Annotated in this window: 15 protein-coding genes; 11 read left to right on the top strand and 4 right to left on the bottom strand. The window is 60.8% G+C overall.

Annotation, left to right across the window (positions count from 1 at the left end):
* Positions 1-3: 3 nt before the first annotated feature.
* The 4 genes from QD409_RS14765 to QD409_RS14750 form a co-directional block, all read right to left on the bottom strand.
* Entirely contained in the window at positions 4-1,161 is a 1,158-nt protein-coding gene (locus QD409_RS14765; RefSeq protein WP_430762986.1) for a CaiB/BaiF CoA transferase family protein, read from the bottom strand.
* A gap of 1 nt (position 1,162) precedes the next feature.
* On the bottom strand, positions 1,163-1,708 hold the full coding sequence (locus QD409_RS14760; protein ID WP_092852536.1) for a MaoC family dehydratase: 546 nt from the start codon (positions 1,706-1,708) through the stop codon (positions 1,163-1,165).
* A 31-nt stretch (positions 1,709-1,739) separates the two neighbouring features.
* The gene (locus QD409_RS14755) at positions 1,740-2,576 is read right to left on the bottom strand and encodes an amidohydrolase family protein (RefSeq protein ID WP_430762985.1); all 837 of its coding nucleotides are present in this window, start codon (positions 2,574-2,576) and stop codon (positions 1,740-1,742) included.
* A 65-nt stretch (positions 2,577-2,641) separates the two neighbouring features.
* Entirely contained in the window at positions 2,642-3,433 is a 792-nt protein-coding gene (locus QD409_RS14750; protein WP_430762984.1) for an IclR family transcriptional regulator, read from the bottom strand.
* 214 nt (positions 3,434-3,647) lie between these two features.
* Between QD409_RS14750 and QD409_RS14745 the strand changes: the two genes are divergently transcribed.
* The 11 genes from QD409_RS14745 to QD409_RS14695 all read left to right on the top strand — a co-directional run bounded on the left by QD409_RS14745 (position 3,648) and on the right by QD409_RS14695 (position 13,934).
* Positions 3,648-4,931, top strand: coding sequence for a sugar ABC transporter substrate-binding protein (locus tag QD409_RS14745; protein WP_425348549.1), 1,284 nt, complete (start codon positions 3,648-3,650; stop codon positions 4,929-4,931).
* Between the two features lie 186 nt (positions 4,932-5,117).
* A complete protein-coding gene (locus tag QD409_RS14740; protein ID WP_092852541.1) occupies positions 5,118-6,011 on the top strand; it encodes a carbohydrate ABC transporter permease in 894 nt (297 codons plus the stop codon).
* A 2-nt stretch (positions 6,012-6,013) separates the two neighbouring features.
* Complete coding sequence (locus tag QD409_RS14735; protein ID WP_430762983.1) at positions 6,014-6,880, top strand: carbohydrate ABC transporter permease; 867 nt, start codon at positions 6,014-6,016, stop codon at positions 6,878-6,880.
* Positions 6,881-6,885: 5 nt separating this feature from the next.
* Complete coding sequence (locus QD409_RS14730) at positions 6,886-7,983, top strand: ABC transporter ATP-binding protein (protein ID WP_430762982.1); 1,098 nt, start codon at positions 6,886-6,888, stop codon at positions 7,981-7,983.
* A gap of 11 nt (positions 7,984-7,994) precedes the next feature.
* Positions 7,995-9,107, top strand: coding sequence for a mandelate racemase/muconate lactonizing enzyme family protein (locus QD409_RS14725; RefSeq protein WP_430762981.1), 1,113 nt, complete (start codon positions 7,995-7,997; stop codon positions 9,105-9,107).
* Between the two features lie 13 nt (positions 9,108-9,120).
* On the top strand, positions 9,121-9,450 hold the full coding sequence (locus tag QD409_RS14720) for an L-rhamnose mutarotase (RefSeq protein WP_430762980.1): 330 nt from the start codon (positions 9,121-9,123) through the stop codon (positions 9,448-9,450).
* A 195-nt stretch (positions 9,451-9,645) separates the two neighbouring features.
* Positions 9,646-10,719 (top strand): Gfo/Idh/MocA family protein, encoded by a 1,074-nt coding sequence (locus QD409_RS14715; RefSeq protein ID WP_430762979.1) that lies wholly within the window; start codon positions 9,646-9,648, stop codon positions 10,717-10,719.
* A 3-nt stretch (positions 10,720-10,722) separates the two neighbouring features.
* Positions 10,723-11,184 (top strand): MaoC/PaaZ C-terminal domain-containing protein, encoded by a 462-nt coding sequence (locus QD409_RS14710; protein ID WP_430762978.1) that lies wholly within the window; start codon positions 10,723-10,725, stop codon positions 11,182-11,184.
* A complete protein-coding gene (locus QD409_RS14705; protein ID WP_430762977.1) occupies positions 11,181-12,314 on the top strand; it encodes an extracellular solute-binding protein in 1,134 nt (377 codons plus the stop codon). The genes QD409_RS14710 and QD409_RS14705 overlap by 4 nt, the downstream gene beginning before the upstream one ends.
* Positions 12,315-12,421: 107 nt before the next feature.
* Positions 12,422-13,153, top strand: a complete 732-nt coding sequence (locus QD409_RS14700) for an SDR family oxidoreductase (protein ID WP_092852557.1) — start codon at positions 12,422-12,424, stop codon at positions 13,151-13,153.
* Positions 13,154-13,259: 106 nt separating this feature from the next.
* Positions 13,260-13,934, top strand: coding sequence for a DUF1345 domain-containing protein (locus tag QD409_RS14695; protein WP_430762976.1), 675 nt, complete (start codon positions 13,260-13,262; stop codon positions 13,932-13,934).
* The last annotated feature ends 17 nt before the right edge of the window (positions 13,935-13,951 follow it).

Genomic DNA, 13,951 nt, shown 5'->3' with positions numbered 1-13,951 from the left:
ATCCTACCGAAGGAACTCCGCCCTAATCTTCTCAGACTGGCTACCAATCGTCGGTGCAGCTAATCCATCCTTATATCTGACACCATTGACCCGGATCGGGCTTGCCGTCGTTCGCACCGACACGCCATCCTCGCGCGTGACGGTTTGCAGCATGTCCAGCTGGCGGAAGGCGGCGCTTTGCAGCAGTTTCGGCCAATCCAGCACTTCCGCCGCCCAAATGTCGGCGGGCTCCAACAGGGCGAGCCATTCCCGAACCGTCTTCTCGTGCAGTCGGCCGGCGAGCAGGCTCTTGATCTCGTCCCGGCGCTGGAAGGCATCATCTGGCGTGTAATCGGCTAGGGCCGGCAGATCGAGCAGCGGCGCTAGCTTTGCCAGCGGCATCATCGCCAGCGCCAGCCAGCCATCGACGCAGCGATAGACGCCATAAGGCGCTGCGAGATAGGCGTGGGCGTTTCGCACGGTGGATTTCTTGGGCAGGCGGCCGCCATCGTTCAGGTGCGTGGTCAGCACCTCGAACTGGAAATCGACCAGCGCTTCCAGCAGGCTCGTCTCCACATGCACGCCGTGCCCGGTTACCCCGCGTCGCACCAGCCCCGCGAGAATGGCTTGAACGAGGAGGTTGCCGGCCAGCATATCGGCGACGGCGAGCCCGAAGGGTACAGGGCCGTCATTGGCCTCGCCGTTCAGCCACATGGCGCCGGAGCGGGCCTGCGCCAGCAGATCCTGCCCGGGAAAGTGGCGCCATTCATTGTCGGGGCCGTATCCGGTGATGCTGCCATAGACGATGCGCGGATTGATTGCGGTAACGGAGGCGTAATCGAGGCCTAGCCTTTCGATGACGCCGGGGCGGAAATTCTGGATGATGACGTCGGCCTTGGCGATCAGCGTCCGCAATTCCTGCAGATCGGCCTCATCCTTCATGTTGACGGCAAAGCTCTCCTTGCCGCGGTTGATGGCGTGAAACAGCGTGGAATCGCCGCCGATCTCGGTGTCGCTGAGATAGAGCCGGCGGCAGAGATCGCCGCCATCGGGCCGCTCGATCTTGATGACGCGTGCCCCGAGATCGCCGAGCCGCAGGGCAGCCATCGGGCCTGCCAGAAACTGGCTCATATCCAGCACGGTGATGCCGGAGAGCAGACCCTCTTCGTTTTTCGTATTCATCTCAAACTTTCAGCGGCGGTGCGTCTGCCGGCCGGCCATTCTTGTAGCGCACGGTCTGGATATGCTCGCAATAGAGCACCAGTTCGCCTTCGCCCTTGAACACCTCGTAGGAGGAGCGGATCAGGCCGAGTTCGGCATATTTCGGCTGCTTATCCAGATTGGTGCGGATGGTGTAGATGGTGTCGCCAATGAAGGTGGGCTTGATGAAGCGCAGCTTGTCGTAGCCATAGGAAAAGGCGTTGACGCAATTCGTGGCGACGAGCCCGAGGCCGGCGGAAAAGACGAAGGCGCCGGCCACGAGCCGTTTGCCGAACAGCCCTTCGGTTTCGGCGAAGATCTGGTCGCTGACGTAAGGGTGCATGTCGAGCACCAGCGCGTTGAACTGCTGGGACTCGCCCTCGGAGATCGTGCGGCGCAGCGAGCGGATCTTGTGGCCGACTTCGAAATCCTCATAGAACCAGTTTTCCGAATTCCAGACAGGGATTTCGGCGTGATCGGCCGGCATGGTTTTCGGATGGGTGCTGGATACGCCGACGGTGGCGGTCATGGCATTGTCTTTCGATGGAAAACCGCCGGTCTCAGAGAGACCAGAGGCGCTTGGCATTGAGGTGATAGAGCCGGTTGCGTTCGTCGGCGCTTACGCCTTGCATGAGAGCATGGGTGGCGGCGATCCATGTGGAGAGATTGCCGCCGAGCGTGCAGACGGGCCAATCGCTACCCCAGATGACGCGATCCCAGCCGAAGCTTGCGATGCAATGTTCGACGAAGGGACGCAGCGTTTCCGGCGACCAGCTGTCGGGATCGGCATAGGCGACAACGCCGGAGATCTTCACGGTGACATTCGGTCGTTTCGAGACTTCGGCGATACCTGCCGACCAGCTTTCGCTAAGCCCATCCTTCACTGCTGGTACGCCGCAATGATCGAGGATAAAGCGGACATTGGGATTGAGGTCGATGAGCACGATCGCTTTGGATATCTGATGCGGCAGCACGCAAAGATCGAAGGTGAGCCGCGTGTTGCCAAGCCGCTTCAGGTTTTCGCGGAAGAGCGCACCCTCGGAGACATCGTCCGGCACGACATGCAGAACGCGACGGAAGCCCTTGACGAAGGGGTCGGCGAGTACGCGTTCGAGATAGGTGGGGAAGTTCGTGCTTTCGGGACGGCAGGCGGCAACGGCGCCGCGCAGCAGGCTGCCCGGCTCGCGGCTCAGGCCTTTGACGTAATCTGTTTCCCGCTCGATATCGTCTTCGGCGACATCGACTTCCATGTGAAGCGTATCGGTAATTCCTAGGCGCTTGGCTTCCCGCGCGTAGTCTTCGTAAAGGCTGTCGCGATTGAGCGCACCGGCCTCAGCCAGCCAGGGGTAAGCGAGGCGTTTCCGGTCGACGATGTGCAGATGGCTGTCGAAAAGCATGGCGTTCCTCCCATACCTGCTTGCCCAACATATACTCACAGAAGAATAATTTATTCAAATAAAAATTATAGCTCAGCCTTGTCCACGGTACCGGCCACGGTTTCGGAGATCTGCTTTGCCGCTTCCCGCACGTATTCGACAACCTGCTCGCGCGTCGGAGCCTTCGGATTCACGGGCTCGATATAGGGGCAGGTGAGGGCGGCAAGCGCATTGCCATCCATCGCCAGAACGGGCGCTGAAATGTTGTGCACGCCGCTCGTCTGCAGGCTGCTCATGGTTTCGAAGCCCTTGTCGCGGATCGCCAGCAGCTTCTCCTCGAGATCGGCGGGCGGTTCCTCGGGATCCTGCTCCTGGCGCCTTTGCTCGTTGATCATCATCTGGCGCTGCTTTTCATCCCGGAATGCCAGGAGAATATGGCCGGAGCCGGTATTGTAGAGATTGATCTGTGCGCCGACGCGGATGGAAATGCCCCAATAGGTCGGCGAATCCTGCTGGGCGATGACGACGACCGAGCCGCGGTCGTAGATCGCCAGATGACAGGCCTGCTCGGCGCGGTTGGAGAATTCGCGCATCAGCGGCGTTGCGAAGGAGACGAGGCGGCGCACCGGCGCATGATAATGCGCAAGGCCGAACAGCTTCAGCGTCAGATAGAAGCGGTCGCCGTCCTGTCTCTGCACATAGCCGCGCCGCACCAGGCGATCGAGCATACGATAGAATTCATTGGGGCTCTTGTTGAGCGCCTTGGCAATTTCCGCCTGCGTCAGGCCGCCGTCTATGGTTGCGAGCAGCTCCAATATGTCGAGCCCCTTGTCTAGGGCCGGCGCGCGATAGCGATCACTGTCGTCTTCTACACTCATCAGCAAGTCCCCCATGCGAAGAAACATGAATCATCATTCATATATAAATGAATGCATTTTACAAGCGCGCGATCTCGGCTTGACGGCCAATGAATAAGATGTTTACTTATAAATCATTGATCCATATTTGGGTCGAGAGGGCAGTCGGACAAGGGGTCCGATGTTAATGGGAGGAATTTCGATGAGGAATTGGAGGGCCGGTCTTGCTGCCGGCATGATGGCATTGCTTGCAGGCACCTCGGTCTTCGCTGCCGATCTGCCGGGCAAATTTCCGGGCGTGACGATCGACGCCAAGCTCATCGGCGGCCAGCAATATGAGCCGCTCTACGCGCGCATCACCGAGTGGGAGAAGGCGACGGGCGCCAAGGTCAACATCCTGTCCAAGAAGAACCACTTCGAGCTCGACAAGGAAATCAAGTCCGACATGGCCTCGGGCAGCATTTCCTGGTGCGTCGGCTCGAACCACTCGTCCTTCGCACCTCAGTACCCTGACCTTTATACCGACCTCGGCAAGCTGCTGCCGAAGGAAGAAATCGGCCAGTTCGTCGATTCGACCATCCAGGCATCCACCATCGACGGCCGCCTGGTCATGCTGCCGCGCGCCCAGTTCGACGTCTCGGCGCTCTACTATCAGAAGAGCCTCTACAAGGACGACGCCAAGAAGAAGGCCTTCAAGGACAAGTACGGCTACGATCTTGCGCCGCCGAAGACCTGGAAGGAAGTCTCCGACCAGGCGACGTTCTTCGCCAATCCGCCGAACTTCTTCGGCACGCAGTTCCCCGGCAAGGAAGAGGCCATCAACGGCCGTTTCTATGAAATGCTGGTCGCTGAAGGCGGCGAATATCTTGGCAAGGACGGCAAGCCTGCCTTCAACTCCGAAGCTGGCGTGCGTGCGCTCGACTGGTTCGTCAACATGTACAAGGCCAAGGCCGTTCCTGCCGGTACGACCAACTATCTGTGGGACGACCTTGGCGCCGGCTTCGCTTCCGGTTCCGTTGCGCTCGATCTCGACTGGCCGGGCTGGGCGACCTACTTCAACGATCCGAAGTCCTCCAAGGTTGCAGGCAATGTCGGTGTCGTCGTGCAGCCAGCCGGTTCGTCCGGCAAACATACCGGCTGGTCCGGCCATCATGGCTTCTCGGTCACCGAATCCTGCGCTCACAAGGATGCTGCCGCCTCGCTCGTCTGGTTCCTGACCAACGACGATTCGCAGAAGCTCGAAGCTGCCAACGGCACGCTGCCGACCCGCAAGACGGTTTGGGAATGGGATATCCAGAAGGCTGCCTCCGACCCTTACAAGAAGGAAGTGCTGAGCACTTTCCAGGAAGCCATGAAATATGCCTTCCCGGTTCCGCGCACGCCGCAATGGATCGAGATTTCGAACGTTGTCTATCCCGAGCTTCAGGCCGCCATTCTCGGCGACAAGAGCTCCAAGCAGGCGCTCGATGCCGCTGCCCAGAAGGCAACCGATGTCCTGAAGGACGCCGGCGCGCTCTAAGCGATGCAATCGAAGTCCCGCGCTTTCGAGAGCGCGGGACTCCCGCAATCTGACTTCGAGAATGGCTTTCGACCGGTGCCGCGAGGGGCTGATCGGCGCTGCCGGTTTCGTGCCGGATCTCGTCCCAAGCAATCCATTCCACGCAGTCCGGGCCACGCTGCCGAGGAATGCCGACAGGTGCAAACCATGTTCAAAAAGATATCTCCACCGGTCCTGCTTCTTCTCCCGGCGATCGTCGTCCTTGTGGCCGTGGTGCTGTTTCCGCTGCTTCTCTCGTTCTATTCCAGCTTCACGCCGTTTCGCCTGACAAAGCCGGCCACGCTCTTCACCTTCATCGGTCTGCGCAACTACACCCGCATTCTGACGGATCCGGTGTTTCTGGCGGCGTTCGTCCGTACCGTGGTGCTGCTGACCATCGCGCTCAATCTGGAAATGCTGCTCGGCCTCGGATTGGCTCTCCTGGTCAACAAGGCGACGCACGGCAAGCGCATCCTGCGCACGCTGATGATGTTTCCGATGATGTTCTCGCCGGTACTCGTCGGCTTCCAGTTCAAATTCATGTTCAACGACAACGTCGGCATCATCAACAATGCGCTGCAGTCGCTGGGCATTACCAATGACGCCATACCCTGGCTGATCGACGGCAATCTGGCGCTGCTGTCCATCGTTATCGCAGAAGTCTGGTCGTCGACATCGGTCTTCGCGATCCTCATCCTCGCCGGGCTGCTCGCCATGCCGCAGGAGCCGGTGGAGGCTGCCAAGGTCGACGGCTGCACCAGCTGGCAGACCTTCCGTTATGTCACCTGGCCGTTCCTGATGCCGTTTGCCTTCATCGCCATGACAATCCGTTCGCTCGACGTCGCGCGCGCCTACGACATCGTCAAGATCATGACGGATGGCGGGCCGGCGCGGCGCACGGAGCTGATCTGGACGCTGGTCGGGCGCACCGCCTATGCCGATGCGCAGATGGGTCTCGCCAACGCCATGGCCTATGTCTCGATCTTTCTGTCGATCGCCTTCACAGTCTATTTCTTCCGTAAGCTGGCGCTTGCCCGCACCCAGATCGGAGCCGAGTGGTAATCATGGATCGCAACGCTCAACAACGCCTGCAGCGCCGCCTCTGGAACATCGCCTATCTCATCGGCCTTTTCCTCGCGATGCTCGTCATCTGCCTGCCCGGCTTCTGGATCATCATCAGCTCGCTGCGCCCGACCGTGGAAATCATGGCGAAGCCCGCGGTCTGGATCCCGCAGGAGCTGTCGCTCGAAGCCTATCGCTCCATGTTCGGTGGTGTGGGGCAGGGCGGTATTCCCGTCTGGGATTATTTCCGCAACTCGCTGATCATTTCCATCACCTCGACCGCGATCGCATTGGTGATCGGTATGTCCGGCGGCTATGCCTTCGCCCGTTTCAGGTTCCGCGGCAAGTCGGCGGTGTTCCTCGGGCTGATGCTGACGCGCTCCGTGCCCGGCGTAGCCCTGTCGCTGCCGCTCTTCATGGTTTACGCGCGGCTGGGCATTATCGACACGCATTTCGGCCTGATCCTCACCTATGTCGCGCTCAACGTGCCCTTTACGATCTGGCTGATCGACGGCTTCTTCCGGCAGGTGCCGAAGGATCTCGCCGAAGCCGCGCAGATCGACGGCTGCACGCGCTGGCAGGCCTTCTGGCAAGTGGAATTTCCGCTTGCCGGCCCCGGCATCGCGTCCGCCGGCATCTTCGCATTCCTCACCTGCTGGAATGAATATGCCTTGGCCTCGCAGCTGACGCGCTCCGTCGATTCCAAGACGCTGCCCGTCGGCTTGCTCGACTATACGGCCGAGTTCACCATCGATTGGCGCGGCATGTGCGCACTGGCGGTTGTGATGATCATTCCGGCGCTCGCTCTCACTTTCATCATTCAGAAGCATCTGGTGTCGGGTCTGACATTCGGTGCGGTCAAAGGTTGATCTCCATGGCTCAGGTTTCCCTCAAAAAACTCGTCAAGCGTTACGGCGCCCTGGAAATCGTCCACGGGATCGATCTCGACATCGCGGACAAGGAGTTCATCGCGCTCGTCGGCCCGTCCGGCTGCGGCAAGTCGACGACGCTGCGGATGATCGCCGGCCTCGAGGAGGTATCGGGCGGCACGATCGAGATCGGCGACACCGTCGTCAACGAGCTGCCGCCACGCGACCGCAACATCTCCATGGTGTTCCAATCCTATGCCCTCTATCCGCATATGACGGTGCGCGAGAACATGGGCTTCTCGCTGAAGATCGCCAAGCAGCCGCAGGCTGAGATCGAAAAGCGGGTGAACGAGGCAGCGGCCATTCTCAGCCTCGAAGCCCTCATGGATCGCCGCCCGGCACAGCTTTCCGGCGGCCAGCGCCAGCGCGTCGCCATGGGCCGCGCCATCGTGCGCCAGCCGGAGGTCTTCCTTTTCGACGAGCCGCTGTCGAACCTCGATGCCAAGCTGCGCACACAGATGCGCACCGAGATCAAGAAGCTGCATGCCAAGGTGCAGTCGACAGTGGTCTATGTCACGCACGATCAGGTGGAGGCGATGACGCTGGCGGACCGCATCGTCATCATGCGCGACGGCTATATCGAGCAGGTCGGCACGCCGGATGAGGTGTTCAAGAGACCCGCCACGCGGTTCGTCGCCGGCTTTATCGGCTCGCCGCCGATGAATATTGAAGAGGCGACGCTGAAAGCGGGAGAACTGGTCTTCAAGAATGGCGACCGGCTGCCATTGCCCGGTCAGTTTGCCGGCAAGGTCAATGAAGGCGAAACGGTCGCCTTCGGCCTGCGGCCCGACGATATCTTCCCGACAGGACACGGCCTGCATTCGGGCGCGGAATCGGCCGTTTACGAGCAGACATTGCCGGTCGCTATCACGGAGCCACTCGGCAACGAAACGCTCGTCTTCGTCGAATTCGCGGGACGGGAATGGGTGTCGCGCATGCTCAATCCGCGCGGCTTGAAGAGCGGCGAACAGCTGAAGATGAGCTTCGACCTCAGTCAGGCGCACCTCTTCTCCGTCGAAGCCGGCAAGAGCCTGGCAAACTAAGGATCCGATCCGTGGCACGTATCGAAAAAATTGAACTGCGCATGGTCGACCTGCCGCCGAAGGTGAAGCGGACGGATGCGATCCAGAGTTTCGTCAGCCAGGAGACGCCGATCGTCACCATCACCGACAGCGATGGCGCCGCCGGCACGGGCTACAGCTATACGATCGGCACCGGCGGCTCGTCCGTCATGCGGCTGCTATCAGATCATCTGGTGCCGCTGCTGATCGGCGAGGATGCCGATCGCATCGAGGCGATCTGGCACAAACTCGAATTCGCCACCCACGCAACGACCATCGGGCCGATCACCGCGCTGGCGCTTGCTGCCGTCGATACGGCGCTATGGGATCTGCGGGCGAAAAAGCAGAACCTGCCGCTCTGGAAGCTTGCCGGTGGCGCCAAGGATCGTTGTCCGCTCTACACGACCGAAGGCGGTTGGCTGCATATCGAGAAGGAAGCCTTGGTCGAGGACGCCCTGCAGGCGAAGGCCAAGGGCTTTTCCGGTTCGAAGGTGAAGATCGGCAAGCCGCATGGTTCCGAGGATTACGATCGGCTTGCGGCGATGCGCCTGGCGCTCGGCTCCGGCTTCGAGATCATGACGGATTGCAATCAGGGCTTTACCGTCGACGAGGCGATCCGCCGGGCGGCACGGCTCAAGGAACTGGACCTCGCCTGGATCGAGGAGCCATTGCCGGCCGACAATCTCGATGGCCATATCCGGCTGACGCGATCGACGCCGACGCCGATCGCGGTCGGCGAATCCATGTATTCGATCCGGCATTTCCGTGAGTACATGAAGAAGGGCGCCTGCTCGATCGTCCAGGTCGATGTTGCACGCATCGGCGGCATCACGCCCTGGCTGAAGGTGGCGCATGCGGCCGAAGCCTTCGACATTCCTGTCTGCCCGCATTTCCTGATGGAGCTGCATGTCAGCCTCACCTGCGCTGTGCCGAACGGCAAATATGTCGAGTACATTCCGCAGCTCGATGACCTCACCACCAAGGGCATGGAGATCGTCGACGGCAAGGCGCTTGCGCCCTCCGAGCCTGGTATCGGCATCGCCTGGGATTGGGAAGCCGTGAAGGCCCGCTCGATCGGCGAATTCACCAGGGAAATCCACGGCTGAGGAGGAACTGGCCATGCAGCGAATGGGTATGGTGATCGGCCTGGAGCCGGCCAAAATCGCGGAATACAAGGCGCTGCACGTGGCCGTCTGGCCCGAGATCCTGGCGCTGATCTCAGACTGCAACATCACCAACTATTCGATCTTCCTGAAGGAGCCGGAGAACCTGCTCTTCGGCTATTGGGAATATGTCGGCACGGATTTCGACGCCGATATGCGCAAGATGGCCGCGAGCCCAAAGAACCAGGAATGGTGGTCTGTCTGCATACCCTGCCAGAAACCGCTCGAAACCCGCAAGGAGGGTGAGTGGTGGGCCATGATGGAGGAGGTGTTTCATCATGGATGACTTTCAAGGCAAGCCCCTCACCCTAGCCCTCTCCCCGCAGGCGGGGAGAGGGGACGATCTACTTTGGAGCATGCTTTCGATCCTTGCAAAGGTGAGGGACGACGGGGGCGGCATCCGTTTCCTTCTCCCCGTCACAACAGGGAGAAGGTGGCCGACAGGCCGGATAAGGGGCGTCCCGCGACCGGAGCTGAATTCATGACCGTCGATCTCCAATCTCTCCGCCAATGGTGGCCTAAGCCTTTGAATCCGCGCCCGATCGTGATCTTCGGCGCCGGCAGCATCGTTGGTGACGCGCATCTTCCGGCCTATAAGCAAGGCGGCTTCCCGGTCGCGGGCCTTTACGATCCGAACGCCGAAAAAGCGGCGGCGCTGGCCGCTCAATGGGGCATTCGCGCCTTTGCCTCCGAGGCCGAGGCATTGGCTGTCGACGACGCCATCTTCGATCTGGCGACGCCGCCTGCGGCACATGCCGCGATCCTTTCGAAATTGCCGCGTGGCTCCTTCGCGCTGATCCAGAAGCCGATGGGCAGTGATCTTGCTGGGGCCACAGAAATCCTGCGGGTCTGCCGCGAGCGCCACATCAAGGCGGCTGTCAATTTCCAGCTCCGTTTTGCGCCGATGATGCTGGCGCTCTACGATGCCGTGGAGAAGGGCTATCTCGGCGAGCTTGTCGATTTCGACGCCTGGCTGGCGCTCGGCACCCCCTGGGGGCTGTGGCCGTTCCTGAAAGGCTTGCCGCGGATCGAGATCGCCATGCACTCGATCCACTACCTCGATTTCATTCGCGGGCTGCTCGGCAATCCGCAGGGAGTCCACGCCAAGACTATCGGCCACCCCAATCACGATGTCGTGCAGACGCGAACGGCAGCGATCCTCGACTACGGCGACAAAGTGCGCTGCGTGCTCTCGGTCAATCATGATCATGATTTCGGCCGTAAGTTCCAGGCCTGCGAGTTCCGCATCGCCGGCACCAAGGGTGCCGCCTATATCAAGCTCGGCGTCAATCTCGACTATCCGCGCGGCGAGCCGGACGAGCTATGGATACGTCCCGCTGATGGCGCCGAATGGGTGGAGGTGAAGCTCGAAGGTGCCTGGTTCCCGGACGCCTTCGTCAACCGTATGGCCAACCTGCAGCGCTTCGCCTCGGGCGAGGACAAGGTGCTGGTCGGCTCGGTCGACGACGCCTGGCAGACCATGGCGCTGGTCGAAGCCGCCTATCAGTCGAGCGCCGCTCCGGCGACGCCGATTGCCGAACTTCCGAAGGCTTGAGGAATGTCTGAACAAACGATCTATTTCGAAGGTTACGAACTCGGCCATGTCAGGATGACGACCGGACGGACGATCACCGAGACTGATTTCGTCGTTCATGCCGGCCATACCGGCGATTTCTTTCCGCACCATATGGATGCGGAATTCGCCAAGACCTTGCCCGGCGGCCAGCGCATCGCGCATGGCACGATGATCTTCTCGATCGGCGTCGGCCTGACGGCGTCGCTCATCAATCCCGTCGCCTTTTCCTATGGCTATGACAGGCTCCGCTTCGTTCGGCCGGTGCATATCGGCGACACGATCCGTACGCGCGTCACTATCTCGGCGAAGGAGGACGATCCGAAGCGGCTGGCCGCCGGGCGTGTCGTCGAGCGTTGCGAGGTGCTGAACCAGCGCGACGAAGTCGTACTCGCTGCCGATCACATCCTGATCGTCGAGCGCAAGCCGGCTGCGGAGAAGGCGTGATGGTGAAGCTTAAGGGAATGACCTGGTCGCATCCGCGTGGCTACGATCCCATGTTAGCCTGTTCGAAGCTCTGGCAGGAAAAGACCGGTGTCGAGATCAGCTGGGAAAAGCGCTCGCTACAGGATTTCGAGACCTTTCCTGTCGAGGAGCTTGCCGCCCAATACGACCTGATCGTCATCGATCACCCGCATGTCGGGCAGATCACCCGCGAGAACTGCCTATTGCCGCTTGACGATGCTGCGCATGCGGATGAGATCGCGGCGATTGCCGCCGGCACCGTCGGCCGCTCTTATCCGAGCTACAATTGGCAGGGCCGGCAATGGGCATTTCCGATCGATGCGGCGACGCAGGTGCAGGCCTATCGGCGTGACCGTTTGGGCGCACCGATCAAGGATCTTGCTGAGTTCGTCGCGCTCGCAGCAGAGGGTAAGGCGATCCTGCCGATGCGGCCGCCGCATTCGCTGATGACCTTCATAACGCTTGCTGCGCATCTCGGCACGCCCTGCAGCATCGAGGGACCGGATTTCATCGCGAAAGCCGATGGCGAGGCGGTGCTTGACTGGATGGCGCGGATTGTCGCCGGGATGGATATCAGCTGCTACGAGATGGACCCGATCGCCGTGCTCGATCTGATGAGCCAGCCCGGCAGCCCTTACGTGGCGTCGCCTTTCATCTACGGCTACGTCAACTATTCCTTTGCGGGCTTCAGGCCGGCTCGGATCGCTTTCGCGGATATGCCCATCATCGATGGCCGCGCGCCGCATGGCTCAGCTCTTGGCGGTACGGGCATTGCCGTATCGGCACGCACGCAGGCCCCGGAAGAGGCGAAGGCCTTTGCGCGCTGGATTGCCGGCGGGCCGGTACAATCAGGTATTTATGCCGACAGCAATGGTCAGCCCGGCCATGCCGACGCCTGGGTCAGCGACGCGGTCAACCCGCCGGCGCTCGACTTTTACCGCAACACGCGCGCGACGCTGGAGGGCGCCTATGTGCGGCCTCGGCACGACGGCTACATGGCATTTCAAAGCGAGGCATCCGAAGTGATTAGCGATGGACTGCGAACGGCGACGCGGCATACAGTTCTCATCGACAAGCTCAACCGCCGCTTCGCGCAGTCTTTCGAGGTCTAGGGAGAGGCTGCGCCAACTGATTGTTATTGCATGATCTTATCCGAGGTATTGGTCGCGTAGGCTGCCAGCGTGGATGGGGTCATAGTCCCGAGGAAAGGATCAGGATTATGGGTCACGGGTTGGAAGGCAAGAAGGTCGTCATCACGGCGGCCGGGCAAGGCATCGGCCGGGCATCGGCGGAGCGCTTCATCTCGCTTGGCGCGCATGTCTACGCCACCGACATCAATGAGCAGACGCTTTCGACGCTCGAAGGCGCCAGCAAGCATGTGCTGAACGTGCTCGACAGCGCCGCAGTCAAGGCTTTCGCTGAGGAGCTCGGCCCGGTCGACGTGCTCTTCAATTGCGCCGGCTTCGTGCACTCGGGAACGATCCTCGACTGCGAGGAAAAGGATTGGGATTTCTCCTTCAACCTCAACGCCAAGGCGATGTACACGACCTGCCGGGCCTTCCTGCCGGGCATGCTGGAAAAGGGCAAGGGCTCGATCGTCAACATGTCTTCGGTGGCTTCCAGCGTGAAGGGCGTGCCCAACCGCTTCGCCTATTGCGCCTCCAAGGCCGCCGTCATCGGGCTCACCAAGTCGATCGCCGCTGATTTCGTTTCCAAGGGCATCCGCGCCAATGCTATTTGCCCTGGTACGGTCGACAGCCCTTCGCTGCATGAACGGCTGCGGGCAACCGGCGACTACGACAAGGCGATGAAGGATTTCATCGCTCGCCAGCCGATGGGTCGGATCGCGACCGCCGAGGAGATCGCCGCTCTGGTAACCTATCTCGCCGGCGACGAAGCGGGCTTCACGACAGGCCAGACCCACGTCATCGACGGCGGCTGGACGGGCTGAGGCTTCATCTCATGCGTCAGAGGCCCCGTATTGCGGGGCTTCCTTTTATTTGCCACTCTGATCGGCGAATCGGTTCTGACAGGCGATTTGCGATCGGGAGAGCGGCATGGATGCGCACGGACATTTGCATCGATCCAGATGGCTCGTGCTGTGGCGCAAGCATCATGTCATCGTGCTTTCGGTGCTCGCCGGTATCCTCGTTTTTCTGCTTCTTACGTCGCGTGATTTCAACGCCGGCAACTTGTTGATCGCCTGGGACGCGACCGCGATCGTCTATATCATTTACAGCCTCTACCGAATGCTGACGGCTGACCCGCAGCGCATCCGCAAGCGCTCCGCCGATCTCGATTTTTCGGATGGATTTCTGCTGTTCCTGTCGATCACCGCTGCTCTCGCAAGCATCGGCGGCATCGCGCTCGATCTGCTGGGGGTCAAGGATGCCCCGCCCGAAGTCGCTTTCTACCGCGTGATGATGGCGATCGTGACGATCCTGATCTCATGGGCGTTTCTGCACATAATGTTCACGATCCACTATGCGCACAGATATTACAGCAGCCGGGGCAAGGGGCAGGGGCTGAAATTCGCCGAGCCCTTGGAGGAGCCGATCTATTGGGATTTCCTCTATTTCTCTTTCACCATCGGCGTGGCGGCCCAGACCGCCGATATCGGCATTTCCACCGTTTCGATGCGTAAGCTGGCGCTTCTGCATTCTATCCTGTCGTTCCTGTTCAACACGACGATTCTGGCGCTCGCCATAAACGTCGGGGCGAGCCTGATCTAGGCCCCCTCCGATGCGCC

It is taken from the genome of Rhizobium sp. BR 315, from assembly GCF_050577975.1.
Classification (GTDB): Bacteria; Pseudomonadota; Alphaproteobacteria; order Rhizobiales; family Rhizobiaceae; genus Rhizobium; species Rhizobium miluonense.
This window is presented reverse-complemented; position numbering and strand designations above follow the sequence as displayed.